22 protein-coding genes and 2 tRNA genes are annotated in these 26,063 nt (G+C 70.5%); 3 read left to right on the top strand and 21 right to left on the bottom strand.

What is annotated here, in order from left to right:
- From ABZX67_RS17770 to ABZX67_RS17705, 14 genes are all read right to left on the bottom strand, one after another.
- Positions 1 to 362: hypothetical protein (locus ABZX67_RS17770; protein ID WP_355361021.1), on the bottom strand; the 362-nt coding region annotated here is incomplete at its 3' end.
- Between the two features lie 186 nt (positions 363 to 548).
- On the bottom strand, positions 549 to 1,334 hold the full coding sequence (locus ABZX67_RS17765; RefSeq protein WP_355361018.1) for a TIGR03936 family radical SAM-associated protein: 786 nt from the start codon (positions 1,332 to 1,334) through the stop codon (positions 549 to 551).
- A 125-nt stretch (positions 1,335 to 1,459) separates the two neighbouring features.
- Positions 1,460 to 2,524: a hypothetical protein gene (locus tag ABZX67_RS17760; RefSeq protein ID WP_355361015.1), complete on the bottom strand. Its 1,065-nt coding sequence runs from the start codon at positions 2,522 to 2,524 to the stop codon at positions 1,460 to 1,462.
- 74 nt (positions 2,525 to 2,598) lie between these two features.
- Entirely contained in the window at positions 2,599 to 4,524 is a 1,926-nt protein-coding gene (locus ABZX67_RS17755; protein WP_355361012.1) for a TIGR03960 family B12-binding radical SAM protein, read from the bottom strand.
- Positions 4,525 to 4,583: 59 nt separating this feature from the next.
- The gene (locus ABZX67_RS17750; RefSeq protein ID WP_355361009.1) at positions 4,584 to 6,092 is read right to left on the bottom strand and encodes a CYTH and CHAD domain-containing protein; all 1,509 of its coding nucleotides are present in this window, start codon (positions 6,090 to 6,092) and stop codon (positions 4,584 to 4,586) included.
- 30 nt (positions 6,093 to 6,122) lie between these two features.
- Positions 6,123 to 7,325: a rod shape-determining protein RodA gene (rodA, locus tag ABZX67_RS17745; protein ID WP_355361006.1), complete on the bottom strand. Its 1,203-nt coding sequence runs from the start codon at positions 7,323 to 7,325 to the stop codon at positions 6,123 to 6,125.
- Between the two features lie 10 nt (positions 7,326 to 7,335).
- Entirely contained in the window at positions 7,336 to 9,531 is a 2,196-nt protein-coding gene (mrdA, locus tag ABZX67_RS17740; protein WP_355361003.1) for a penicillin-binding protein 2, read from the bottom strand.
- Between the two features lie 18 nt (positions 9,532 to 9,549).
- Positions 9,550 to 10,215 (bottom strand): rod shape-determining protein MreD, encoded by a 666-nt coding sequence (gene mreD, locus ABZX67_RS17735; RefSeq protein ID WP_355361000.1) that lies wholly within the window; start codon positions 10,213 to 10,215, stop codon positions 9,550 to 9,552.
- Positions 10,216 to 10,219: 4 nt separating this feature from the next.
- The gene (gene mreC / locus ABZX67_RS17730) at positions 10,220 to 11,212 is read right to left on the bottom strand and encodes a rod shape-determining protein MreC (protein WP_355360997.1); all 993 of its coding nucleotides are present in this window, start codon (positions 11,210 to 11,212) and stop codon (positions 10,220 to 10,222) included.
- A 120-nt stretch (positions 11,213 to 11,332) separates the two neighbouring features.
- Positions 11,333 to 12,352, bottom strand: a complete 1,020-nt coding sequence (locus ABZX67_RS17725; protein WP_355360994.1) for a rod shape-determining protein — start codon at positions 12,350 to 12,352, stop codon at positions 11,333 to 11,335.
- A 272-nt stretch (positions 12,353 to 12,624) separates the two neighbouring features.
- Positions 12,625 to 13,038, bottom strand: a complete 414-nt coding sequence (gene ndk, locus ABZX67_RS17720; protein ID WP_355360991.1) for a nucleoside-diphosphate kinase — start codon at positions 13,036 to 13,038, stop codon at positions 12,625 to 12,627.
- Between the two features lie 101 nt (positions 13,039 to 13,139).
- Positions 13,140 to 13,517, bottom strand: a complete 378-nt coding sequence (locus ABZX67_RS17715; protein ID WP_355360988.1) for a DUF4233 domain-containing protein — start codon at positions 13,515 to 13,517, stop codon at positions 13,140 to 13,142.
- Between the two features lie 7 nt (positions 13,518 to 13,524).
- Positions 13,525 to 15,039 carry a folylpolyglutamate synthase/dihydrofolate synthase family protein gene (locus tag ABZX67_RS17710; RefSeq protein ID WP_355360985.1) on the bottom strand — a complete coding sequence of 505 codons (1,515 nt, stop codon included), beginning with the start codon at positions 15,037 to 15,039 and terminating at the stop codon, positions 13,525 to 13,527.
- A 71-nt stretch (positions 15,040 to 15,110) separates the two neighbouring features.
- Positions 15,111 to 17,732 carry a valine--tRNA ligase gene (locus ABZX67_RS17705; RefSeq protein WP_355360982.1) on the bottom strand — a complete coding sequence of 874 codons (2,622 nt, stop codon included), beginning with the start codon at positions 17,730 to 17,732 and terminating at the stop codon, positions 15,111 to 15,113.
- 137 nt (positions 17,733 to 17,869) lie between these two features.
- Between ABZX67_RS17705 and ABZX67_RS17700 the strand changes: the two genes are divergently transcribed.
- Complete coding sequence (locus tag ABZX67_RS17700) at positions 17,870 to 18,814, top strand: hypothetical protein (protein ID WP_355360979.1); 945 nt, start codon at positions 17,870 to 17,872, stop codon at positions 18,812 to 18,814.
- Positions 18,815 to 18,877: 63 nt separating this feature from the next.
- On the opposite strand, the gene clpX is transcribed toward ABZX67_RS17700, so the two are convergent.
- The 5 genes from clpX to ABZX67_RS17675 all read right to left on the bottom strand — a co-directional run bounded on the left by clpX (position 18,878) and on the right by ABZX67_RS17675 (position 23,562).
- The gene (clpX, locus tag ABZX67_RS17695; protein ID WP_355360976.1) at positions 18,878 to 20,161 is read right to left on the bottom strand and encodes an ATP-dependent Clp protease ATP-binding subunit ClpX; all 1,284 of its coding nucleotides are present in this window, start codon (positions 20,159 to 20,161) and stop codon (positions 18,878 to 18,880) included.
- Positions 20,162 to 20,297: 136 nt separating this feature from the next.
- Positions 20,298 to 20,972, bottom strand: a complete 675-nt coding sequence (locus tag ABZX67_RS17690; RefSeq protein WP_031070475.1) for an ATP-dependent Clp protease proteolytic subunit — start codon at positions 20,970 to 20,972, stop codon at positions 20,298 to 20,300.
- Between the two features lie 66 nt (positions 20,973 to 21,038).
- Positions 21,039 to 21,656, bottom strand: a complete 618-nt coding sequence (locus ABZX67_RS17685; RefSeq protein ID WP_355360973.1) for an ATP-dependent Clp protease proteolytic subunit — start codon at positions 21,654 to 21,656, stop codon at positions 21,039 to 21,041.
- Positions 21,657 to 21,907: 251 nt separating this feature from the next.
- Complete coding sequence (gene tig / locus ABZX67_RS17680) at positions 21,908 to 23,299, bottom strand: trigger factor (protein WP_355360970.1); 1,392 nt, start codon at positions 23,297 to 23,299, stop codon at positions 21,908 to 21,910.
- A 186-nt stretch (positions 23,300 to 23,485) separates the two neighbouring features.
- Positions 23,486 to 23,562: transfer RNA gene (locus tag ABZX67_RS17675), tRNA-Pro, on the bottom strand.
- A 129-nt stretch (positions 23,563 to 23,691) separates the two neighbouring features.
- Between ABZX67_RS17675 and ABZX67_RS17670 the strand changes: the two genes are divergently transcribed.
- Positions 23,692 to 23,765, top strand: a tRNA-Gly gene (locus ABZX67_RS17670).
- Between the two features lie 96 nt (positions 23,766 to 23,861).
- Here the strand turns inward: ABZX67_RS17670 and ABZX67_RS17665 are convergent.
- A complete protein-coding gene (locus ABZX67_RS17665; protein ID WP_355360967.1) occupies positions 23,862 to 24,056 on the bottom strand; it encodes a hypothetical protein in 195 nt (64 codons plus the stop codon).
- A 390-nt stretch (positions 24,057 to 24,446) separates the two neighbouring features.
- Between ABZX67_RS17665 and ABZX67_RS17660 the strand changes: the two genes are divergently transcribed.
- Positions 24,447 to 25,628, top strand: a complete 1,182-nt coding sequence (locus ABZX67_RS17660) for an acyltransferase family protein (RefSeq protein ID WP_355360964.1) — start codon at positions 24,447 to 24,449, stop codon at positions 25,626 to 25,628.
- Here the strand turns inward: ABZX67_RS17660 and ABZX67_RS17655 are convergent.
- Positions 25,615 to 26,055, bottom strand: coding sequence for an HD domain-containing protein (locus ABZX67_RS17655; RefSeq protein ID WP_355361048.1), 441 nt, complete (start codon positions 26,053 to 26,055; stop codon positions 25,615 to 25,617). The genes ABZX67_RS17660 and ABZX67_RS17655 overlap by 14 nt on opposite strands.
- Positions 26,056 to 26,063: the final 8 nt, after the last annotated feature.

Raw genomic sequence — 26,063 nt, 5'->3', positions numbered from 1 at the left:
TTGCCGTTGCCCCGCCGCTGCGTGGGAGCAGCGGGCTGCTCCTCGGCGGCAACCTCGACCTCGGGGGCGCCGGCGGGCGCCGTGGCCTTGCGCGTGGCGCGGCGACGCGCTGGAGCGGGTGCCTCGGCGGCGGCCGGGGCCTCGGCGGGCTCCTGCGGCTGCGGCGCGGCGGCGGGCGCGGCCGGCGTGTCCTGCACGACGACCTCGGCGGCCTCCGGCGCGGCCGTGGCGCCGCTCGGCGGGCCCGCCGGGCGCGACGCGGCACGGCGCCGACGGCGCGGGGGCAGCGTGTCGCTCGGAGAGTTGTTCTCTTCGCTGTTGTTGTTACCGGCGGTCACGCCGGTGTCGTTCGGCTCGAGCATGCGGGCGGTTCTCCCGTCACGCTCCCGGGCGCCGCGTCGGGCGCGGGCGCCGCACGGGAGCTGTTATGTCTGGCTCGCCGGTTCCGTACGCGGTTTGCGCACGGCCTGGCGAAAGTCTGTTGTGTGTCCAACGCGGCCCGACCCAGGTGGCTCCCGAGTACCAGGGCCGCGCTGCAACGACCGCCCCTACGCGGAACCTGAACCTTCGGGCGCCGCCGTCGCGGAAGCGAGTCCGGCGGCCTTGGGTGGGGCGGCCGTGACTGCCTCGCGGTCGGGCGCGAGCGGGTCGGTCACCGTGCCGGACTCCTCGTCGAAGAGCCCCTGCGCCAGCCTGGTCACCGCTGCGGGGACCGGCGGCGCCAGGTCGGCCACAGCTCGGAGACCGGACAGGACGTCGTCGGGTCGTACGGCAGGTGTCACGTGCCGAACAACCAGCCGCAGTATCGCACAGGGGCCCTCTCCGGGCCTATCGCCCGGCGCCGGAGCCGCCTGGAGGTCCGCCACGGCGCCCCGGGCGTCGAAGCTGCGCATGCCGTTCTTGGTCTTCCGCTGCACCTCGACGGCGTCGGCGGCGAGGAAGGCGGCGACGGCGCGCTCGGCGTCCGCCACCTCCACCCCGTCGAGCCGCAGCTCCCACACGGAGGCGGTCAGCCGGTCGGCGAGTCCGGACGTACGGGCCTCGACGGCGTCGATGATGTCGAGCCCGTCCGGCAGCGACTCGTCGAGCAGCTCCCGCAGCGTGGCGGGGTCACGCGGCTCGGTGAGCGCGATCTCCAGGTACTCGGCCTCGGAGCCCGTACCCGTGGGGGCGGCGTTGGCGTACGACACCTTGGGGTGCGGGGTGAAGCCCGCCGAGTACGCCATGGGCACCTCGGCGCGGCGCAGCGCACGCTCGAACGCGCGCTGGAAGTCGCGGTGGCTGGTGAACCGGAGGCGGCCGCGCTTGGTGTAGCGCAGGCGAATGCGCTGCACTGCCGGTGCGGGCGGCGGGCCTTCGGGCTGTCGCTTGCCCAGTGGTTCTTCTCCTCGGTGCGGGGCGGGCGCGGGTGGCGCGCCGCCCACGAAAATTCGGGCGGCTCCCAGGGGTCCCGCCCGGCTCACCCCCGCTTTCGCAGGGAGATCTCGGGTGCGGGCGCCGCGCCAGGAGCGGTCGTTGTACTACCCAGAGTACGCGCCGGGACGGGAGAAGGTTCCAGGGGCTGCCGCGCGGGGGCCCCGCCGACGAGCGCGCGCCAGGCGTCGCGGCGGGCCCTGCGTACCGCCTCACCTGCGGAGACGAGCGCGGCCTTCGCGGCGCGCCCCGCCTCGGCGGCCGCCTTGCGGGCCGGACGCCAGACGTGGTCGCGGACGGCGTGCCCGACGGGCACGCACACGGTGCGGTAGAACCAGGCGGCCGGACGACCCAGCAGGTTCCAGGCCAGCCACTTCAGGGCGCGCCCGACCGCCCGCGACACGTACCCGGCGACGCGCCACGCGACCTCGGCCGCCGCGACGATCTCGCGGCCGACGGCGACGAGGCCGCGCCCGACCGGGCGGAGCACCCAGCGGTACACGAAGACGGCGGGCACCACGACCAGCACCCTGACCACCGCCTTGCCGAGCCACAGCGCGCCGTGGCCCAGCGGTGTGAGGACATGGACGTACAGCGGCGTCAGCACCCACCGGTACAGCGCGGCCCACGGCCAGACGAACACCGCCCACAGCACCAGACCCGCGCCGCGCCCGAGCGGTCGCAGCACCGTGCGGAAGAGCCAGGCCAGCGGGGTGACGATCAGGGTGGTGACCATCCACACCACCGCACCGGCGAGCCCCCTGCCGAGCCACGCGATGCCCCGCCCCACCGGTGCGAGCACCCAGCGGTACACGAAGACGGCGGGCACGACGACGGCGTAGCGGACGAGCCCCCGCGCGAGCCAGGCGACGGCCCGGCCGACGGGGACGAGCAGGGTGTCCCCCACCCAGCCCAGGGCCCTGCCGAGCGGGCGCAGCAGGACGCGGTCGAGGAACCGGCCGCAGACGCCCAGGACATCCCAGACCATCCGTACGGGTACGACGACGAGCAGCACCACGATCCGCACCGGGATCCTGATGACCGTCGTCAGGCAGCCCTCGCCGCCCTCGTACCCCTCGGGGCCGCGCTTGTCCATGTCCATGTCTGACATGACGCAACGGCCCGGCCAGGGGTTTCCTCCCCCGGCCGGGCCGTTGCGCGGACGTTACGCGGTGACTCGCGCGGCTACTTCACCACGGTGAGCGGCAACAGCTTCTTGCCCGTCGGGCCGATCTGGATGTGGGTGTCCATCTGCGGGCAGACACCGCAGTCGAAGCACGGCGTCCAGCGGCAGTCCTCGACCTCGGTCTCGTCGAGCGAGTCCTGCCAGTCCTCCCAGAGCCAGTCCTTGTCGAGGCCGGAGTCCAGGTGGTCCCAGGGCAGGACCTCTTCGTACGTGCGCTCGCGGGTGGTGTACCAGTCGACGTCGACGCCGTACTGCGGCAGCGTCTTCTCGGCGCACGCCATCCAGCGGTCGTAGCTGAAGTGCTCGCGCCAGCCGTCGAAGCGGCCGCCGTCCTCGTACACGGCGCGGATCACGGCGCCGACGCGGCGGTCGCCGCGCGAGAGCAGGCCCTCGACGATGCCGGGCTTGCCGTCGTGGTAGCGGAAGCCGATGGAGCGGCCGTACTTCTTGTCGCCGCGGATCTTGTCGCGGAGCTTCTCCAGGCGGGCGTCGGTCTCCTCGGCGCTCAGCTGCGGGGCCCACTGGAACGGCGTGTGCGGCTTGGGGACGAAGCCGCCGATGGAGACGGTGCAGCGGATGTCGTTCTGACCGGACACCTTGCGGCCCTCGGCGATGACGTTGGCCGCCATGTCGGCGATCTGGAGCACGTCGTCGTCGGTCTCGGTGGGCAGGCCGCACATGAAGTACAGCTTCACCTGGCGCCAGCCGTTGCCGTACGCCGTGGAGACCGTACGGATCAGGTCCTCCTCCGAGACCATCTTGTTGATGACCTTGCGCATGCGCTCGGAGCCGCCCTCGGGGGCGAAGGTGAGACCGGACCGACGGCCGTTCCTGGTCAGCTCGTTGGCGAGGTCGACGTTGAAGGCGTCGACGCGGGTCGAGGGCAGGGACAGGCCGATCTTGTCTTCCTCGTACCGGTCGGCGAGGCCCTTGGCGATGTCACCGATCTCGGAGTGGTCGGCGGAGGAGAGCGACAGCAGGCCGACCTCCTCGAAGCCGGTCGCCTTCAGCCCCTTCTCGACCATCTCGCCGATGCCGGTGATGCTTCGCTCCCGCACGGGGCGCGTGATCATGCCGGCCTGGCAGAAGCGGCAGCCGCGGGTGCAGCCGCGGAAGATCTCGACGGACATGCGCTCGTGGACCGTCTCGGCGAGCGGGACGAGCGGCTGCTTCGGGTACGGCCACTCGTCGAGGTCCATGACCGTGTGCTTGGACACGCGCCACGGCACGCCGGACTTGTTCGGTACGACGCGGCCGATGCGGCCGTCGGGGAGGTACTCGACGTCGTAGAACGCCGGGACGTACACGCCACCGGTCTTGGCGAGGCGGAAGAGCAGCTCCTCGCGGCCGCCCGGGCGGCCCTCGGCCTTCCAGGCGCGGATGATGTCGGTGATCTCCAGGACGGCCTGCTCGCCGTCGCCGATCACCGCGCAGTCGATGAAGTCCGCGATCGGCTCGGGGTTGAAGGCGGCGTGGCCGCCGGCGAGCACGATCGGGTCGTCGATCGTCCGGTCCTTCGACTCCAGCGGGATGCCCGCGAGGTCGAGCGCCGTGAGCATGTTGGTGTAGCCGAGCTCTGTGGAGAAGCTGAGGCCGAAGACGTCGAACGCCTTGACCGGCCGGTGGCTGTCCACCGTGAACTGCGGCACGTTGTGCTCGCGCATCAGGGCTTCCAGGTCGGGCCACACGCTGTACGTGCGCTCGGCGAGGACGCCCTCGCGCTCGTTGAGTACCTCGTACAGGATCATGACGCCCTGGTTGGGCAGCCCGACCTCGTACGCGTCGGGGTACATGAGCGCCCAGCGGACGTCGGTGGAGTCCCATTCCTTGACGGTGGAGTTCAGCTCACCGCCGACGTACTGGATCGGCTTCTGCACATGCGGAAGCAGAGCTTCGAGCTGAGGGAAGACGGACTCGGCAGGCATCTCGCGAACCTTCGTGAGCTGGCAGGGCGACTCTCAAGCGTACCCCGGTGCCCGGACGGTCAGAGCCGCCGCAGTTTGCCCGCCGACGCCTCGGCCCACACCTCCCCCAGCTCCCGCTCCCGCTCCGCCGCGCTCGCCTGCTCCTGGCCGTACAGCAGGCCCCAGGTGAAGGCGGTCTCCCCCGCCGCGTGCGCCTTGACCGCCAGCTCCCGGAGCGTGGCCCGGGCGACGACGCTGTCCTGGTGGTCGCCGAGGACCCGCTGGACGGACTTCACGCGCCGGGCGAGGCGTTTCGCCGGCTTGCCGAGGGCCGGGGCGGCGGCCTCCGCGGCGTACCGCGTGCGCTTGGCGGCCTTGCGGGCGGCGTGCAGGGCGAGGTCGCGCTCCTCGCCGGGCGGCAGCGCGAGCGCGCGGTCGACGCGGGCCGCGAGGCGCTCGTACTCCTTGAGGACCGCCCTGGGCAGCACCTTCGCCGCGGGCTTTCCGGCGGCCGCGCGCAGCGCCGGGTCGGCGAGCAGCGCGTCGAGAGCGTCGAGGAGGGCGAGGTAGCGGTCGGTGTCGAGGACGGCGAGGGTGCGGCCGCGCGCGCCGGCGCGGCCCGCGGTGGCCCAGACGCGGAGGCGGCCGCGCACCGGGCCGAGGAGCAGCGTGCCGGGGAGGGCGTCGATGCGGGCGGTGAGCCGCTCGGTGAGCACCTCCTGGTCGCGGTCGGCGCCCAGCTCGCCGCCGAGCCACTTGAGCTCCTCGGCGACCGGGTCGGTGGCCGCCCGGTCGAGGACCTTGCGGTACGAGCGCAGGGCGCTGCGCAGGCGGCGGGTGGCGACGCGCATCTTGTGGACGGAGTCCGGCAGGTCGCGGCGTACGGCGGCGTCGGCGGCCAGGAGGGCCTCGGCCTGGGCGCGCAGGTAGCGCAGGACGTGGTCACCGGCGGTACGAGCCGCTTTCTCCGGCTTCGGCGGTGTCCACCGGCCGGTGTCGGCGAGCGCCCGGGCGAGCTTGGAGGCGGAGGCGGCGGGCCGCAGCCCCGCCTTGCGGAGGCGTTTCTCCACGGCGTCCAGGACCGCGGGGTCGCCGCCGTCCGCGAGCTCCACCTCGACCTCGGTCCACTCGGCCCGCCCCGGAGTGCCGTCGAGCAGCTGCGCGCGCACCGTGTCCGTGGAGAGCTCCGCGAGGAGCGTGCCCTGCTCGTCCAGCAGGTGGCGTACGTCCCGCGACGACAGCAGCCGTACGACGGGCACGAGCTCCGCGCCCCTGGTCCGGGCTCGGACCAGCGCGGCGAGCGGCTCCGGCACGCCGTCGCCGAGCGGGGCGCGCACCTCGTCGCGCACGCCCGGGGCGACGGGCAGTTTGAGGTGCCAGCCGGCGTCGTTGCCGCCGGTGCGGCGGCGCAGGGTGATCCCGGCGGCGGCGAGGCGCAGGTCGGCGGTGTCGTAGTAGACCGCGTCCAGTTCGACGACGCCCCGGTCGGCCGTGTCCGCGATCCCGGCCGCCCCGGTCAGGCGGGGCAGCCGGGTGTCGGGGCCGGTTTCGTACTTCCGCTCGATCTCACGCTTCGTCTCCGCCGTCATTCGCATCGGACTACCCCGTGAGGGGCCCCTCTACGCCGACATCGGCCGCTGCACCCTGATCGACTGGAGCAGTCCGATCGCCACCCACACCGCGAACATCGACGACCCGCCGTACGAGACGAACGGCAGCGGCAGTCCGGCGACGGGCATGATGCCGAGCGTCATGCCGATGTTCTCGAAGGACTGGAAGGCGAACCAGGCGATGATCCCGGCGGCGACGATCGTGCCGTACAGCTCGGTCGTCTCACGGGCGATGCGGCAGGCGCGCCACAGCACCACGCCGAGGAGCGCGAGTATCGTGCCGGCGCCGATGAAGCCGAGCTCCTCGCCGGCGACGGTGAAGATGAAGTCGGTCTGCTGCTCGGGCACGAACTGGCCGGTGGTCTGGTGGCCGTTGAAGAGGCCCGCGCCGTACAGCCCGCCCGAGCCGATGGCGATGCGCGCCTGGTTGGTGTTGTAGCCGACGCCGGCCGGGTCGAGCTCGGGGTTGGCGAAGGCGGCGAAGCGGTTGATCTGGTACTCGTCGAGGACGCCGAGCGCGGCGACGAGGGCGGCGCCGATGGCGCCCGCGCCGATGAGGCCGAGGACCCAGCGGTTGGAGGCGCCGGAGGCGAGCAGCACGCCGAGCACGATGACGACCATGACCATCACCGAGCCGAGGTCCGGCATCAGCATGACGATGGCCATGGGCAGCACGGCGATGCCGAGGGACTTGGCGACCGTGCGGTGGTCGGGATAGAGCTGGTCGCCCGCGTCGACTTTTGCGGCGAGGAGCATCGCCATGCCGAGGATGATCGTGATCTTCACGAACTCGGAGGGCTGGAGCGAGAATCCGCCGCCGATGACGATCCACGCGTGCGCGCCGTTGATGGTCGCGCCGAGCGGGGTGAGGACCAGCAGCACCAGCACGACCGAGATGCCGTACAGCACGGGCACGGCGCCGCGCAGGGTGCGGTGGCCGAGCCAGAGGGTGCCGACCATCAGGGCGAAGCCGATGCCGGTGTTGAGGAGGTGGCGGAAGAGGAAGGCGTACGGGTCACCGTCGGTGAGCTCGGTGCGGTTGCGCGTCGCGGACCACACCAGCAGCGATCCGATGAAGGAGAGCGCGAGCGCGGAGAAGAGCAGCGGCCAGTCGAGCCGGCGCACCCAGGAGTCGCGTGCGGTCAGCTTCGCCCAGGCGCCGCGCCGTTCGGGCGCGTACCGGGGGACTGAGAAGTTGTTGGTTCCGGCCATGGTGCTGGTGTCAGTCCCTCCACACGCCGGGCGGTCCGGCGAGTTGCTGCTCGTCGTCGCCGTCGCCCTTCTCGGCCGGGTCGACCTTCTGCTCCTCGGGATCGTACGGCTTGATCGGCGGCGCCTCGATCGTGCCGTCGGGCTGGATCTTGGGCAGCGTCGTCTGCGGCTGGGGCAGCAGGGCGCGCTTGAGGTCCTGGTTGCCCTCGTCGTCGAGGCCGTAGAGGGCGTCGTAGATGTTGCGCACGGCGGGGCCGGAGGCGCCGGAGCCCGTACCGCCCTGGGAGATGGTCATCACGACGGTGAACTCGTCGGTGTACGTGGCGAACCACGATGTCGTCTGCTTGCCGTAGACCTGGGCGGTGCCGGTCTTGGCACGCATCGGGATCTTGTCCTGCGGCCAGCCGCCGAACCGCCAGGCGGCGGTGCCGCCGGGCTCGACGACGGAGCGCAGGCCCTTGTCGAGGTCGCTGATGGTCTGGGCGTCGACCGGCAGCCTGCCGTGGGACTTCGGCTTGATCTCCTCGATCCGCTTGCCGTCGGGGCTGATCACGGCCTTGCCGATGGTGGGGTTGTAGAGCGTGCCGCCGTTGCTGATGGCGGCGTAGGCGGTGGCCAGCTGGATGGGGGTGATGAGGACGTCACCCTGGCCGATGGCGAAGTTGATGCTGTCGAAGGCCTTCAGCTGGTTGCCTTCGAGGCAGCTCTCGTAGGCGATCTGCTCGACGTAGGAGCCGCCCTTCTTGCCCTGCTTGCACCAGGAGTCCTTGTTGGCCGCCCAGAAGCTCTGCTTCCAGCGGCGGTCGGGGATGCGGCCGGTGACCTCGTTGGGCAGGTCGATGCCGGTCTCGTCGCCGAATCCGAAGTCGCGGGCGGTCCGGTAGAACCAGTCGTTGGCGTCCTTCTTCGGCTTGAGGCCGCCGTCGCGCTGCCACTCCTGGTGGCCGAGGCGGTAGAAGACGGTGTTGCAGGAGAATTTGAGGGCGTCTCCGAGGGAGATCGGGCCGTGCCCCTTGGACTCGAAGTTGGCGAAGCTGCGGCCGCCGAGGCTGTAGGAGCTGCTGCAGTTGTAGCGCCCGTCGAAGGGGTAGCCGGCCCGGACGGCCGCGCTCGCCGACACCACCTTGAAGACGGAGCCGGCCGGGGCCTGGCCCTGGATGGCGCGGTTGAGGAGCGGGTAGTTGGAGCCCTTGCCGGTGAGCTTGGCGTACTCCTTGGCGGAGATGCCGCCGACCCAGGCGTTGGGGTCGTAGTCGGGCTGGGAGGCCATCGCGACGACGCGGCCGGTCTTGGACTCCATGACGACGACGGCGCCCGCGTCGGCCGCGTACGGGCGGCCGGTGATCCTGTCGGTCTCCTTGCGGACGGTCTTCATCGCCTGCTGGAGCTCGTACTCGGCGACCGCCTGCACGCGCGCGTCGATGGAGGTGACGACGTTGGAGCCGGGCCGGCCGGGGTCGGACTCCGACTCGCCGAGGACGCGGCCGAGCTTGTCCACCTCGTAGCGGGTGACGCCGGCCTTGCCGCGCAGCTCCTTGTCGTACGTGCGCTCCAGGCCGGAGCGGCCGACCATGTCGGAGCGGAGGAACGGCGAGTCGGTGTCCTTGGCCTTCTCGATCTCCTGGTCCGTGACGGGCGAGAGGTAGCCGAGGACCTGCGCGGCGCGGGCGCCGCCGGGGGCGGTGTAGCGGCGTACGGCGGCGGGTTCGGCGGTGATGCCCGGGAAGTCCTCGGCGCGCTCGCGGATCTGGAGGGCCTGCTTGGGGGTGGCCTCGTCGGTGACGGGGATCGGCTGGTACGGCGAGCCGTTCCAGCAGGGCTGCGGGGTGTCGGCGTCGCAGAGGCGGACCTTGTCCATGACCTCCTTGGGCTCCATCCCCAGGACGCCCGCGAGCCGCGTGAGGACGCCCTTGCCGTCGTCCTTCATCTTCATCAGCTCGGTACGGGAGGCCGACACGACCAGACGCGTCTCGTTGTCGGCGAGCGGTACACCGCGCGCGTCGAGGATGGAGCCGCGGACCGCGGGCTCGACGACCTGCTGGACGTGGTTGCTGCGGGCCTCCTCGGTGTACTCGTCGCCGTTGCGCACCTGGAGGTACCAGAGGCGGCCGGCGAGGGTGAAGAAGAGGGAGAAGACCAGGACCTGGATGGCGATGAGCCGGATCTGGACCCGGGGGGTCCGGCCCGTCTCGGGGATGTTGCCCATACGCGATTACCCCCTTGGTCAGAGTCGTTTGACGCCCTTGATGCGCCCGGCCCGGGCCGCCCTGCTGCGGGCGGCCTTGATGCGCAGGCCGCTGCGCTGGCGGCCGATCCGCAGGCCGGTGCCGGAGGCCATCCAGCCGGTGGAGACGTCCGTGCCGGCGGTGGTGGTGTCGGCGAGCGGGTCGTTCTCGGCGCGTCTGGCGAGTGCCATGATCAGCGGCACGGTGAACGGCGCGAGCAGCAGGTCGTAGACGACGGCGCTGATCAGCAGCGAGACCAGGCCGACGTGGCGGGCGGCGGTGTCCCCGACGAGCGCGCCGACGCCCGCGTACAGCAGGGTGGAGACGGCGGCGGCGGCGACCACCATGGCCATGGGGCCGGTGGCGGAGCGCAGCTGCCCGTTCTCGGGCTTGGTGAGGCCCGCGAGGTAGCCGATGACGCACAGGACCAGCGCGTAGCGGCCGGCGGCGTGGTCGGCGGGCGGGGCCAGGTCGGCGAGGAGTCCCGCGCCGAAGCCGATGAGGGCACCGCTGACGTGCCCGTACACGAAGGCGAGGGCGAGGACGACGAGCAGGAGCAGGTCGGGGACGGCGCCGGGGAGCTGGAGGCGGGCGAGGATCGAGACCTGGAGGACGAGGGCGACGACGACGAGGGTGCTGGAGAGCAGGATCCGGTTGAAGCGCATGGTCTTACTCCTCCTCCGGCCGGCCGGTGGCGGCGCCGCTGGGCTGACCGCTGGGGGCGTCGCTCGGTGCACCGCTGGGGGCGCCGGTGCCGGTCGGGCTCGGGGTGACCGTGACGGTCACGGTCGGCTCGGGCGTGGGCCGGGGCGGCAGGACCGTGTCGCGCGGGTCGGTGCGCGGCGACTGGACGACGACGCCGACGATGTCGAGCTTGCTGAACACGGCGTACGGGCGGACGAAGACGGTGCGGGTCAGGTCGCCGCCGGACGGGTCGACGCGGACGACCTCGCCGACCGGCACCCCGGGCACGAACGGCTTGTTGGCCTGCGAGCCGAAGGTGACGAGCCGGTCGCCGGGCTTGACCTTGGCCTTGCCGTTGAGGAGCTGCACGGACAGCGGCCGGTCGCCCTGGCCGGTGGCGAAGCCGAGCTCGTCGGTCTTCTCCATGCGGGTGCCGACGGTGAAGTCGGGGTCGCTGGCGAGGAGCACGGTCGCGGTGCTCGGCCCGACGGTGGTGACGCGGCCGACGAGCCCGTCGCCGTTGATGACGGTCATGTCGCGCCGGATGCCGTCGTTCGAGCCGGCGTCGATGGTGACGGTCCACGAGAAGCCCTGGGCGGCTCCTATGGCGATGACCTCGGCCGCCTTGATGCCGTACTGGCCGGCGCCGGCCTTCTTCAGCAGCCCGTCGAGCTCGCGCACGCGGGCGCGGTTGCGGTCGTCGCTGCCGAGTCTCGCCTTCAGCGCGGCGTTCTCCCGCTCCAGCTGCGCGATGCGGTTGTGGCGCTCCCCGGAGTCCCGTACGGCCGCGATGGCGTTGCCGATGGGGTCGACCGCGGAGGCGACGCTGTTCTCGACGGGGCCGAAGACCGTCGCGGCGGCCCGCCGGGCGCCGTCGACGGGTGACTCCTCGCCGCCGCGGATGTCCACCGTGATCAGCGCGAACGCGATGGCTACCAGCAGGACCAGGAGTAGCCGGCTTTCTCGTGTGTCCCTCACGTGGGGCGGCCGTGCCCTTCCTCGTAGGAATGTGTGTGCTGTGCCGTTGTGCCAACCGGATAACGACGAGCCGTACGGGTACGACAGCACCCGTACGGCTGGCCGTCGCGCCCGCGCACGCTACCTGCGCGGCTGGGCGTCCAGGACCTGCTGGAGCGCCTCGAACTCCTCGACGCACTTGCCGGAGCCGAGCGCCACCGAGTCCAGCGGGTCCTCGGCGATGTGGATCGGCATGCCGGTCTCGCGGCGCAGCCGCTCGTCCAGGCCGCGCAGCAGGGCGCCGCCGCCGGTGAGGACGATGCCGCGGTCCATGACGTCGCCGGACAGCTCGGGCGGGCACTTGTCGAGCGTCGTCTTGACGGCGTCGACGATGGCGTTGACCGGCTCCTCGATGGCCTTGCGGACCTCGGCGGCCGAGATGACCACGGTCTTGGGCAGTCCGGAGACGAGATCCCGGCCGCGGATCTCGGTGTGCTCGTCGGTCTCCAGGTCGAACGCCGAACCGATCGTGATCTTGATCTGCTCGGCGGTGCGCTCACCGAGGAGGAGGCTGTACTCCTTCTTGACGTGCTGGATGATCGCGTTGTCCAGTTCGTCGCCGGCCACCCGGATGGACTGTGCCGTGACGATTCCGCCGAGGGAGATGACGGCGACCTCGGTGGTGCCGCCGCCGATGTCGACGACCATGTTGCCGGTGGCCTCGTGGACCGGGAGGCCGGAGCCGATGGCCGCGGCCATCGGCTCCTCGATGATGTGCACCTGGCGCGCGCCGGCCTGCGTGGACGCCTCGATGACGGCGCGGCGCTCGACCCCGGTGATCCCCGACGGCACGCAGACCACGACCCGGGGGCGGGCGAGGTAGCGACGCTTGTGGATCTTCAGGATGAAGTACCTGAGCATCCGCTCGGTGATCTCGAAGTCGGCGATCACGCCGTCTTTCAGCGGGCGGACGGCGACGATGTTGCCGGGGGTCCGGCCGATCATCTTCTTCGCTTCGGCGCCGACCGCCAGGATGCCACCGGTGTTGGTGTTGATGGCGACGACGGACGGCTCGTTGAGGACGATGCCGCGACCCCTGACGTACACCAGCGTGTTGGCGGTCCCGAGGTCGACAGCCATGTCACGGCCGATGAACGACATTGAGTTCCCCTTGTTTCCCATGAGGATGCGTCGGGCCTTCCCAATTAGAGCGTTGACGGCTTCTCAGGTCGGCGAGGTGGGTGGTGTGGCGCGGAGATTCACATCGTAGTGCCGCCTGCGCGGACACGGCGCGGTGGCCCGCCTCTGTATAGGTGACGACGTGTCGGAGCGATGCGTTCCCGGTCTTGCCGTTCATATGCCGAAGGGCGACCGAATTCCTTCGGTCGCCCCAGGTCGTGAGCGCAGTATGACTCTGTATGGCTGACAGCAGGTCAGGCAATACCGGGGAAGAAAATCTTCAGTTCCCGAATGGCGGACTCCTCCGAGTCCGAGGCGTGGATCAGGTTCTCCCGGACGATGGTGCCGAAATCACCCCGGATGGAGCCGGGCGCCGCGGCGATCGGGTCCGTCGGCCCGGCCAGCTGGCGTACGCCCTCGATGACGCGCTCGCCCTCGACGACCATGGCGACGACCGGGCCGGAGGACATGAAGGCCACCAGCGGCTCGTAGAAGGGCTTGCCCTTGTGCTCGCCGTAGTGCTGCTCCAGCGTCTCCTGGTCCAGGTCGCGCAGCTCCAGCGCGGTGATGGTCCAGCCGGCCTTGCGCTCGATACGGCCGATGATCTCGCCGATCAGGCCGCGCCGGACCGCGTCGGGCTTGAGCAGGACGAGCGTGCGCTGGGTCATGGTGTGAGGGCTCCTTGCAGGCATACGTGTGCGGTGAGGTGAGGCTACAGGGACCGGGGCGGGCGGCGGCACCCGGACCCGGGCCCCGGATTCCGGCGGTGTCAGGCGGACGGGGACTCGGCCGGCGGCGTGGCCGCCTCGCTCTGGGCCGCCTGGGCCGCCCACCTCGCCTTGGCCTCGTCGATCTTGCGGCCGTAGTGGATCGAGGCCCACCACAGGCCCGCGAAGACGGCGCCCAGGAAGAACATGATCGGGACCACGAAGCCGCTCGCGATCAGCGCGATCTGGAGCGCCCAGCCGAGCTGGAGGCCGCCCGGGCGGGTGATCATGCCGCACAGCAGGACGGACAGCAGCATCGCGACGCCGCACACCGTCCACACGGTGCCCATGGCCAGGCCGTCGTCCTTCATCGCCACCAGACCGGCGAAACCGATCACGAAGAACTCGCCGATCAGCGTGGACGCGCAGAGCGTACGCATCGAAACCTCAGCCCTTCCCCAGCAGCAGCCGGGCCTCGCCGACCGTGATGACCGAGCCCGTCACGAGCACGCCCGCGCCCGCGAACTCGCTCTCCTCCTCGGCGAGCGTGATCGCCGCCTCCAGCGCGTCGTCCAGCCGCGGCTCGACCACCACGCGGTCGTCGCCGAAGACCTCGACGGCGATGGCGGCCAGCTCGTCCGCGTCCATCGCGCGCGGCGTGGAGTTCTGCGTGACGACGACCTCGGTGAAGATCGGCTCGAAAGCCTCCAGCAGGCCGCGTACGTCCTTGTCGCCGCTGGTGCCGACCACACCGATCAGCCGGGAGAAGTTGAACGACTCGGTGATGCCCTCGGCCGTCGCCAGCGCCCCGGCCGGGTTGTGCGCCGCGTCCAGCACCACGGTCGGGCTGCGGCGCACGACCTCCAGGCGGCCCGGGGACGCGACCGAGGCGAAGGCCCGGCGGACCGTGTCGATGTCCAGCGTGCGCGCCGCCTGCGCGCCGACGCCGAAGAACGCCTCGACCGCCGCGAGCGCCACCGCCGCGTTGTGCGCCTGGTGGGGGCCGTACAGCGGCAGGAAGATCTCCCCGTACTCGCCGCCGAGCCCGCGCAGCGTCAGCAGCTGCCCGCCGACCGCGACCTCGCGGGCGACGACGCCGAACTCCATGCCCTCGCGGGCCACCGTCGCGTCGACCTCGACGGCCTTCTTCAGCATCACCTGGGCGGCGTCCACCGGCTGCTGCGCCAGGATGACGGTCGCGCCCTCCTTGATGATCCCGGACTTCTCGCCGGCGATCTCGGCGGGCGTCGAGCCGAGCCGGTCGGTGTGGTCCAGGGAGATGGGGGTGACGACGGCGACGTCGCCGTCGATCACGTTCGTCGCGTCCCAGCTGCCGCCCATGCCGACCTCGACGACCGCCACGTCGACCGGCGCGTCCGCGAAGGCCGCGTACGCCATACCGGTGAGGACCTCGAAGAAGGAGAGGCGGTAGTCCTGCTGGGAGTCGACCATCTCGACGTACGGCTTGATGTCCTGGTACGTCTCGATGAAGCGCTCGGCGCTGATCGGCGCGCCGTCCAGGCTGATGCGCTCGGTGATCGACTGCACGTGCGGCGAGGTGTAGCGCCCGGTGCGCAGGTCGAAGGCGCCGAGCAGCGCCTCGATCATCCGCGCGGTGGACGTCTTGCCGTTGGTGCCGGTGATGTGGATTGAGGGGTACGTGCGCTGCGGCTCGCCCAGGACGTCCATGAGCGCGGCGATACGGGTGACCGACGGCTCCAGCTTGGTCTCGCCCCAGCGGGTGGCGAGCTCCTGCTCCACCTCCCGCAGCGCCTTGTCGATCTCGGGGTCGGCGGGCCGCGCGGGCACCTGGTCGGCCTGGGGCGGTCCGGCCTGGGCGCGCAGCGTACGGCTGCCTGCCTCGATCACCGCCAGATCGGGGTCGCGCTCGGTCTCGGCCTCCACAATCTCGTCGAAGTCGTCGAAGTCGTCGCTGGACTGGCTGGGGGGCTGCTCACTCACGCGGTCCAGTCTACGGAGCGGCCCCGGAACCGAGTGGTTCCGGGGCCGCTCCGGCGCCGTCATGCCGTGGTTTACGCCTTCGGCAGGTTCGCCAGCTGGCTCTCGATGCGGGCGATGTCCTCGTCCGCCTTGGCGAGCCGGGCGCGGATCTTCTCCACGACCTGGTCGGGCGCCTTGGCGAGGAAGGCCTCGTTGCCGAGCTTCGCATTCGCCTGCGAACGCTCCTTCTCGGCCGCGGCCAGGTCCTTCGTCAGGCGCTTGCGCTCGGCCTCGACGTCGATCGCGCCGGAGAGGTCGAGCGCGACCGTGGCGCCGGCGACCGGGAGGGTCGCGGTGGCCTGGAAGGAGTCGCCCTCGGGCTGGAGGCGCAGCAGCTGGCGGATGGCCGGCTCGTGCGGCGCGAGCGCGGTGCCGTCCAGCTCCAGGCGGGCCGGGACCTTCTGGCCGGGCTGGAGGCCCTGGTCGGAGCGGAAGCGGCGGACCTCGGTGACGACCCGCTGGACGAGCTCGATCTCCCGCTCGGCGGCCTCGTCGCGGAAGCCGCTGTCGGTGGGCCAGTCGGCGATGACGACGGACTCGCGGCCCGTGAGTGTGGTCCACAGCGTCTCGGTGACGAAGGGGACGACCGGGTGGAGCAGCCGCAGCGTCACGTCGAGGACCTCGCCGAGGACGCGGGCGGAGACCTTGGCGGGCTCGCCGCCGCCCATGAAGGTCGTCTTGGAGAGCTCGACGTACCAGTCGAAGACCTCGTCCCACGCGAAGTGGTAGAGGGCATCGGACAGCTTGGAGAACTGGTAGTCCTCGTAGTACGCGTCGACCTCGGCGACCGTCGTGTTGAGGCGGGAGAGGATCCACCGGTCGGTGGCCGACATCTCGGACGCGTCGGGCAGCGGGCCCTCCACCGTGGCGCCGTTCATCAGCGCGAAGCGGGTGGCGTTCCAGATCTTGTTGGCGAAGTTGCGGGACGCCTGGACCCAGTCCTCGCCGATCGGGACGTCGATGCCGGGGTTGGCGCCGCGTGCGAGTGTGAAGCGCAGCGCGTCGGAGCCGTACTTGTCCATCCAGTCCAGCGGGTTGACCGCGTTGCCGAAGGACTTCGACATCTTCTTGCCGTTCTGGTCACGGACCATGCCGTGCAGGGCGATGGTGTGGAACGGCGGCGTGCCGTCCATCGCGTACAGGCCGAACATCATCATCCGGGCGACCCAGAAGAAGAGGATGTCGTAGCCGGTGACGAGGACGGAGTTCGGATAGAACTTGGCGAGGCTGTCGGTCTGCTCCGGCCAGCCGAGCGTGGAGAACGGCCACAGGCCGGACGAGAACCAGGTGTCGAGGACGTCGGTGTCCTGGTGCCAGCCCTCGCCGGTCGGCGGCTGCTCGTCGGGGCCGACGCAGACGACCTCGCCGTTCGGGCCGTACCAGACGGGGATGCGGTGGCCCCACCACAGCTGGCGCGAGATGCACCAGTCGTGGAGGTTGTCGACCCAGTCGAAGTACCGCTTCTCCATATCCTGCGGGTGGATCTTGACGCGGCCGTCGCGGACCGCGTCACCGGCGGCCTTGGCGAGCGGGCCGACCTTGACCCACCACTGCATGGACAGGCGCGGCTCGATGGTGGTCTTGCAGCGTGAGCAGTGGCCGACGGAGTGGACGTACGGGCGCTTCTCGGCGACGATCCGGCCTTCGGCGCGCAGGGCGGCGACGATGGCGGAGCGGGCCTCCATGCGGTCCAGGCCCTGGAAGGGGCCGTGGGCGGTGATGACCGCGCGCTCGTCCATGACGGCGAGGTTCGGCAGGCCGTGGCGCTGGCCGATCTCGAAGTCGTTCGGGTCGTGCGCCGGGGTCACCTTGACGGCGCCGGTGCCGAACTCGGGGTCGACGTGCTCGTCGGCGACGACGGGGATGCGGCGGCCGGTCAGCGGCAGCTCGATCTCGCGGCCGACGAGGTGCCGGTAGCGCTCGTCGTAGGGGTGGACGGCGACGGCGGTGTCACCGAGCATCGTCTCGGCGCGGGTGGTGGCGACGACGATGGAGTCGTCGCCCTCGCCGTACCGGATCGAGACGAGCTCGCCGTCGTCGTCCTGGTACTCCACCTCGATGTCGGAGATGGCCGTGAGGCAGCGCGGGCACCAGTTGATGATGCGCTCGGCGCGGTAGATGAGCTCGTCGTCGTAGAGCTTCTTGAAGATGGTCTGGACGGCCTGGGAGAGGCCCTCGTCCATGGTGAAGCGCTCGCGGGACCAGGCGACGCCGTCGCCGAGGCGGCGCATCTGGCCGGAGATCTGGCCGCCGGACTCGGCCTTCCACTGCCAGACGCGCTCGACGAAGGCCTCGCGGCCCAGGTCGTGGCGGGACTTGCCCTCCTTGGCGAGCTCGCGCTCGACGACGTTCTGCGTGGCGATGCCGGCGTGGTCCATGCCGGGCTGCCACAGCGTCTCGTAGCCCTGCATCCGCTTGCGGCGGGTGAGGGCGTCGATCAGCGTGTGCTCGAAGGCATGGCCCAGGTGGAGGCTGCCGGTGACGTTCGGCGGGGGGATGACGATGGTGTACGGAGGCTTGTCGCTGTGCTCGTCGGCCTCGAAGTAACCGCGCTCCACCCAGCGCTCGTACAGCGGCCCCTCTACCTCGGCCGGCGCGTAGGTGGTCGGCAGTTCGGGGACGGATGCTGGCTGCTGCTGAGTGTTCTCGGTCACGGGCCACAGTTTAGAGGTGTCACAGGCCCGTACTGAAACGGGAATCTTCCGTAACGGTGTGGGCCCCGCCGTGCCATGGAGAACCCCTTTCGGCCAGGATGTGAGAAACGCATAAGCATTCGGAGGGGAACCCTTTAATGAGCTACAACCAGCCGGGCCCGTACGGCGGACAGCCCCAGCAGCCGGGACCGTACGGTCAGCCGGGCCCTTACGGCCAGCCCCCGCAGCAGCCGCAGGCGCCCCAGCCCGGCTACGGATACCCTCAGCAGGCCCCGCCGCCCCAGGGCTACGGCTACCCGCAGCAGCCGCCCGCCCCGTACGGCCAGCCCCCGCAGCAGGCCCCCTACGGCGCGGGCCCCGGCGCCTACCCGCCGCCCCCGCCGCCGGTCTCGGGCGGCGGCAAGAAGACGGGCATCATCCTCGGCTCGGTGGCCGCGGTGGTGGCGCTGGGCGTGGGCGCGTACTTCGTGTTCGGCGGGGGCGGCGGCAACGGCGCCGTCGGGGACGACACCAAGGGGTACAAGCTGACCCCGGCGGCGTCGGTCGGCGAGTACAAGAAGCAGAAGGACAACTCGGAGACGCTGGACGCCAAGGAGAAGAAGGAGGCCGAGACGCTCCTCGGCATCAAGAACCCGCAGCAGGCGGGCGCCGACTACAAGACGGGCTCGGACGAGCCGCTCAAGGGCAAGTCCATGAGCCTGAACGGCCTGTGGGGTGAGATCGCCGACCCGGAGAAGGCGCTCGACGGCTACTTCGCGATGATCGAGAAGAAGTCGAAGGACGAGCCGGACGCGGACATCACCGTCGAGCTGGTGGGCAGCCCCACCGCCATGGAGCCGGCCGGTTTCGAGGGCGCGCTGATGAAGTGCCAGACGCTCAAGTCCGTCCCCAAGGGGGACGCGAGCGGCATGGGCCCGAAGAGCTTCGAAGTACCGCTCTGCGTCTGGGCCGACTACAGCACCATCGGTGCCGTGAACGTCGTCGACGTGGCCCAGATGGTCGCCAGCGGCAAGGGTCTGCCGCAGGAGCAGGTCGCGGAGATGGCCGCGAAGGCGTACAACGCTTCGCGCACCAAGGTCTGACGCAAGCGGAAGGGGCCCGCACGGTTCGGTGAACCGTGCGGGCCCCTTCGCCGTGCCGCTGCGTTACGCCGACTTCTCGTGGCGGCCCTGGTCCTTGACGACCCTCGGGACGAGCGTCGGGTTGACGTTGTTGTGGACGACGTCCGCCGTGATGACGACGCGGGCCACGTCCTTGCGGGACGGGACCTCGTACATCACGGACATCAGGACCTCTTCCATGATGGCGCGCAGGCCGCGGGCGCCCGTGCCGCGGAGGATGGCCTGGTCGGCGATGGCCTCCAGGGCGGGACGGTCGAAGTCCAGCTCCACGCCGTCGAGTTCGAAGAGGCGCTGGTACTGCTTCACCAGCGCGTTGCGCGGCTCGACGAGGATCTTCAGCAGGGCCTCGCGGTCGAGATTGTGGACCGAGGTGATGACCGGGAGGCGGCCGATGAACTCGGGGATCATGCCGAACTTGACCAGGTCCTCCGGCATGACCTCCTGGAACTGGTCGCTGGCCTCGATCTCGCGCTTGGAGCGGATCGTCGCGCCGAAGCCGATGCCCTTGGCGCCCGCCCGCGACTCGATGATCTTCTCCAGGCCGGCGAAGGCACCGCCCACGATGAACAGGACGTTCGTCGTGTCGATCTGGATGAACTCCTGGTGCGGGTGCTTGCGGCCGCCCTGCGGCGGCACGGAGGCCGTGGTGCCTTCCAGGATCTTGAGGAGGGCCTGCTGCACGCCCTCGCCGGACACATCGCGCGTGATGGACGGGTTTTCGCTCTTACGGGCGACCTTGTCGATCTCGTCGATGTAGATGATGCCCGTCTCGGCCTTCTTGACGTCGTAGTCGGCGGCCTGGATGAGCTTCAGCAGGATGTTCTCGACGTCCTCACCCACGTACCCGGCCTCCGTGAGTGCCGTCGCGTCGGCGATGGCGAACGGGACGTTGAGCATCCGGGCGAGTGTCTGGGCCAGGAGGGTCTTGCCGGAGCCCGTGGGGCCCAGCAACAGGATGTTGGACTTGGCGAGTTCGATCGCGTCGTCCCGGCCCTGCGCGCCGCCGTTCTCGCCGGCCTGGACGCGCTTGTAGTGGTTGTACACCGCGACGGAGAGGGCCTTCTTCGCGGGCTCCTGCCCGACGACGTACCCCTCCAGGAACTCGTAGATCTCGCGCGGCTTGGGGAGTTCCTCCCACCGCACCTCGGAGGTCTCTGCGAGCTCCTCCTCGATGATCTCGTTGCAGAGGTCGATGCACTCGTCGCAGATGTACACACCGGGGCCTGCGATGAGCTTCTTCACCTGCTTCTGGCTCTTTCCGCAGAACGAGCACTTGAGCAGGTCGCCGCCATCACCGATGCGTGCCACGAGGTGCTTCCCCTTCGCCTGGGAGCGGCTTGGTTCAGCCTGCTCCTGGTGCCTCATATCCGACGGTACCTTGCCGGGCCCCCCGTACGGGCCCCCCTTGGCACGGTTCACACCGCGCCAAGGGGAGGTTGGTCCGTCAGGCAGCCGCCGCGGCGGTGCTCTTACGGGTCGAGACGATCTGGTCCACCAGGCCGTACGCCAGGGCGTCCTCGGCGGTGAGGATCTTGTCGCGCTCGATGTCGTCGCGGATCTTCTCGATCGGCTGGGTGGAGTGCTTCGCCAGCATCTCCTCCAGCTGGGTGCGCATGCGCAGGATCTCGTTGGCCGCGATCTCCAGGTCGGAGAGCTGCTCGCGGCCGGTGCCGCCGGACGGCTGGTGGATCAGCACGCGGGCGTTCGGCAGGGCCATGCGCTTGCCGGGCGTACCGGCGGCGAGCAGGACGGCCGCGGCGGAGGCCGCCTGGCCCATGCACACCGTCTGGATGTCCGGCTTCACGAACTGCATCGTGTCGTAGATGGCCGTCAGCGCGGTGAAGGAGCCACCGGGGCTGTTGATGTAGATGGAGATGTCCCGGTCCGGGTCCATCGACTCCAGGCACAGCAGCTGCGCCATGACGTCGTTGGCGGAGGCGTCGTCGATCTGCACGCCGAGGAAGATCACGCGCTCCTCGAAGAGCTTGGCGTACGGGTCGTACTCGCGCACGCCCTGGGAGGTGCGCTCGACGAAGCGGGGGACGACGTACCGGTTGTCCACCTGCGGGCCGGTGTAGAGGCCGCTCGCGGAGAAGTTGCTCATGTGGGTGTTCACCATCCTGGTGGCGTTCGGCGGGCTGGGAGGCGGGAGGCTGGGGCGGTACGGCGCGGCTGCTCGGGCAGCTCAGGCGCCGGTGCCGCCACCACCCGGAACGCCCGCGGCGGCGGACATGATGTCGTCGATCAGGCCGTACTCCTTGGCCTCCGTCGCGGTGAACCAGCGGTCGCGGTCGCCGTCGCGGATGATCGTCTCCACGGTCTGGCCGGAGTGGTGCGCGGTGATCTCGGCCATGCGCCTCTTGGTGCGGAGGAGGTACTCGGCCTGGATCTTGATGTCCGAGGCGGTGCCGCCGATGCCGGCGGAGCCCTGGTGCATCAGGATGTCGGTGTTGGGCAGCGCGAAGCGCTTGCCGGCGGTGCCGCCGGTGAGGAGGAACTGGCCCATGGAGGCCGCCATGCCCATACCGATGGTGACGACGTCGTTGGGGATGTACTGCATGGTGTCGTAGATCGCCATGCCGGCCGTCACCGAGCCACCCGGGCTGTTGATGTACAGGTAGATGTCCTTGTCCGGGTCGGCGGCAAGGAGCAGCATCTGCGAGGTGATCTTGTTGGCGATGTCGTCGTCCACCGCCTGGCCGAGGAAGATGATCCGCTCGCCGAGCAGCCGGTTGTAGACATGGTCGCCGAGGCCGCCACCGATGGACGGCTCACCCGCGGCGTAAGGCTTCAGATTCGTCACGTATCCACCTGCTCGTCTCTGACGGCTCCGGCGGCCGTCTCAGCGTCTTCGTACTGGGGCGGGTATCCCCCTGCCCTCGTATTCATGGACCCTAACGCGCAGGTGGGACAACACCATCCCGCTTCCCGAACTGTTCGCTGGGAGCGCAAGGTCCGGGGGCTGCCCGGGGGTCCGTACGGCGACGGGCCCGACCGCACGCGGGGTGCGGGCCGGGCCCGTCGATCGTTCTGCTGGACCGGTCAGGGTGAGGCTCAGGCCTCGGACTTGCCCTCGGCGGCCTCGTCCTCGGACGCCTCGGCGGCGGCCTCGGCGGCCTCCTCGGTCTCGTCCTCGTCGTCACCGAGGTCGACCGTCTCACCGTTGGTGTCGACGACCTTGGCGGCCTCGACGACGGCCGCGAGGGCCTTGCCGCGGGCGACCTCGCCGACCAGCATCGGGACCTGGCCGCCCTCGACGACGGCCTTGGCGAACTGGTCGGGGCTCATGCCGGAGGAGGCGGCACGGCGCATCAGGTGCTCGGTCAGCTCGTCCTGGTTGACGTTGAGCTTCTCGCGGGAGACGAGCTCGTCGAGGATGAACTGGGTCTTGATGCCCTTGACCGCCTGCTCGCGCGTCTCCGCGTCGAACTCCTCGGCGGTCTTGCCCTGGAGCTCCAGGTACTTGTCGATGGTCAGACCCATCTGGCCGAGCTGGTGGTGCTCGAGGTTGTGCTTGCGGGTGTTGACCTCGTCCTCGAGGAGCTTCTCGGGGATCGGGACCTCAACCAGCTTCAGCAGCTCGTCGAGGACGCGCTCCTGGGCCTGGGTGGCCTGGTCGTACTGCTTCATGTTCTCGAGGCGCTTGCGGCTGTCGGCCTTCAGCTCGTCGAGGGTGTCGAACTCGGACGCCATCTGGGCGAAGTCGTCGTCGAGCTCGGGGAGCTCACGGGCGGCGACCTGGGTGACCTTGACGGTGACCTCGGCCTCCTTGCCCTCGGCGGAGCCGCCCTTCAGCGTGGAGGTGAAGGTGGCCTCGCCGCCGGCCTCCAGGCCGGTGACGGCCTCGTCGATGCCCTCGAGGAGCTCGCCGGAGCCAATGGTGTACTGCACGCCGTTGGCGACGCCGTCCGGGAGGACCTCGCCGTCGACCTTGGCCTCGAGGTCGATCGTCACGACGTCGCCCTCGGCGGCGGCGCGCTCGACCGGGGAGGTGGAGGCGAAGCGCTCGCGCAGCTGCTCCACGGACTTCTCGACGTCCTCGTCGCTGACCTCGACGGCGTCGACGGTGACCTCGATGCCGGAGTAGTCCGGGATCTCGATCGCCGGGCGGATGTCGACCTCGGCGGTGAAGGCCAGCAGCTCGCCGTCCTTCAGCTCGGTGATGTCGACGTCCGGCTGGCCCAGCGGGTTGACGTCGGCCTCGTTGATGGCCTCCGTGTAGAGCTTCGGGAGGGCGTCGTTGACGGCCTCCTCCAGCACCGCACCCCGGCCGAACCGCTGGTCGATCACCCGGGCCGGGATCTTGCCCTTGCGGAAGCCCTTGACCGTGACCTGCTGGTTGATCTTCTTGTACGCCGCGTCGAGGCTGGCCTTGAGCTCCTCGAAGGGCACCTCGACAGTGAGCCGAACCCGAGTCGGGTTCAGGGTCTCCACGGCGCTCTTCACGGTTCGGTCTCCTTGGTGACTGATTCTTGGTTTCTGCCGGGGCGCTCGGTCGGGCGGCCCGGCTGATCGGCCCGGTCACAGAGACACACGGGCACGCAGCTTGCATAGTAACCGCAAGCGGGATGGGGCCCACAATGTGATCTTGGTTCCGCGGCACGCCACGGCGGCGGGAGCGCGGGAGAGGAATGGTCGGGGTGGCGGGATTTGAACCCACGGCCTTCCGCTCCCAAAGCGGACGCGCTACCAAGCTGCGCCACACCCCGTCGGTGCGACACGTAGGGTACATGGCCGCGGGCGGTGCGTCGGCATGATTCGGGGGCGTGCGGCGACCGGCCCGGACCCGCTACGATGCTCTTCGTGCCGCGGCCCACGCGACCTGCGGTGCACAACGTGCGGGCGTAGCTCAATGGTAGAGCCCTAGTCTTCCAAACTAGCTACGCGGGTTCGATTCCCGTCGCCCGCTCCACGGCCTCCGGCCCGGCTCGGCGAACCATCCCGAGCCGGGCCGGAGGCGTTTTCGCGTGCGCCCGCGCGTCCGCGCGCCCACCCGCACGGCCGCCGGTCAGAAGCGGATCTGGTTGATGGAGGACGCTATCGAGTCCAGGAACTTCTGGATCGACGGCGCCATCCCGGTGGAGGCGAGGAAGAAGCCGAAGAGCGCGGCGACGATCGCGGGCCCGGCTTTGATCGAGCCGCTGCGGATCATCACCACGAGGATGATCGCCAACAGCAGCACCACGGACAGTGAAATGGCCACACTGATCACAACCCTCGGTCGGTCGGTCTCCGCTTGCCGGCCGGGGGCGGGCAGCCCGGCGCACCCCCGTTCGGCTCATCGTGCCAGCAACCTTGCCCGGATCCCGACCCCCTGACGCATCGTCGGCGGACCGAACCGCCGGGCCGCCGCGCGTTCTGAAAAAAGTACTGCTCATTCGAGGTGATGGTTTCGCCTCGCACACAGGGTGGTCACAGGAAATTCGCAGCGTGTCCGAGTGGTAATTCTTCGTCGAAAATAGCGTAACGATATGCACCATTTAAGAGGGATTAATTGGGGCATATCGCACGGTTGACGGTCGTGTCGGCTGCGAATGGACGCGCCTTCCCGAGGGTTTTACGGATACGCCGGAGCGCTACTAAGGTGCCTGAGATGTTCCACGCTCCGCAGGGAAATCAAAGGGCCCCGCTCCCCTCGGCCCGAGAGGCACCGCAAGCACGGGAGGAACCGCAGGCACCGGAGGCCCGGACCGGGACACGGGCCGAGGCACGGACCGTCGACAGACCCGCTCGGACGGGTGAGACGGGCGAGAAGGGTGCCGGGCGCGACCCCTGGTTCGACAACGCCAAGTACCTGGCGATCGTGCTCGTGGCCGTGGCACACGCGTGGGAGCCCGTCATGGAGGGCAGCCGCGCGACCCGGTCCCTCTACATGCTCGTGTACACCTTCCACATGCCGGCCTTCATCCTCATCTCCGGCTACTTCTCCCGCAGCTTCACCGCCAAGCCGCACCAGATGAAGCGGCTGGTCACCGGGATCGCCGTGCCGTACCTCGTCTTCGAGATCGCGTACACGCTCTTCAGGCGCTGGGCCGGCGACCCCGCGCAGGTCTTCAGCCTGACCGACCCCTTCTACCTGACCTGGTTCCTGATCGCGCTGTTCGTCTGGCGGCTGTCCGCGCCCCTGTGGCGCACCCTGCGCCACCCCCTGCCGGTCGCGCTGGTGATCGCCGCCCTCGCCTCGCTGACGCCCGACATCAGTGACGACCTGGACCTCCAGCGCATCCTGCAGTTCCTGCCGTTCTTCGTCCTGGGACTGATCCTGAAGCCCGAGCACTTCCGGCTGGTGCGGCGCCGGGCGGTGCGGCTGGCGGCGCTCCCGCTGGCCGCGGGCGCGCTGGTCTTCGCGTACTGGGTGGCGCCGCGGGTGCGGATGGGCTGGTTCTACCGCGCCACCAGCGCCCCGGAGCTGGGGTACGCCTGGTGGACCGGGCCCCTGATGACGCTGGGCCTGTTCGCCTGCGCGCTGCTGCTGACGGTGGCGTTCCTGGCGTGGGTGCCGGGCAGGCGGACCTGGTTCAGCGTGCTGGGCGCGGGCACCATCTGCGGCTATCTGCTGCACGGCTTCCTGGTGAAGTCCCTCGACTACTTCGAGGTCGTCCCGGCGCACCCCTGGCTCAAGGAGCCGGCGGGCCTGGTCGGGGTCACCCTGGCGGCCGCGGCGGCCGTGACCCTGATGTGTACGCCGCCGGTGCGGCGCGTCCTGCGGTGCGTGACGGAGCCGAAGATGGAGTGGGCGTTCAGGAAGGAGCCCGGGGAGCTCACGAAGGGCTGATCCCCAGCAGCGCGCGCATCGCCGCGTACTTCGCGGTCAACCGGGCCCGGGTCGCCTCGTCCAGTACGGCGAGGCGGTCCGGGTCCGCGTTGTGTGCGAGGTCGGCCTCCTTGACGAGGCGGGCGCCCGGTGCGGAAAGGACACGGGCGGCGTACGCGGCGAGGTCCTCGCCGGGCCGCTTGGTGAGGGCCAGGACCATGTCCTTGACCTCCTGGGGCAGCGCGGCGGCCGCGAGCCACTCCTCGGACAGCTTGTCGTCCTCCACCGCGTCGTGCAGCCACGCGGCCGCCGTCTGGGCCTCGTCGCCGCCTCGGGCGCGTACCCCGTCCGCCACCGCCCGGAGGTGCTCGGCGTAGGGGCGGCCCGCCTTGTCGGTCTGGCCGGCGTGGGCCTCGCGGGCGAGCGCCTCGATCTCCTCCAGCGTCAGCACGTGTG

Origin of the sequence: Streptomyces sp. NPDC003036, from assembly GCF_040611175.1 — a bacterium.
In the GTDB taxonomy this organism is placed as follows: Bacteria; Actinomycetota; Actinomycetes; order Streptomycetales; family Streptomycetaceae; genus Streptomyces.
Note: the sequence above shows the minus strand (reverse complement) of the source record. Positions and strands in the feature narration are given on the sequence as shown.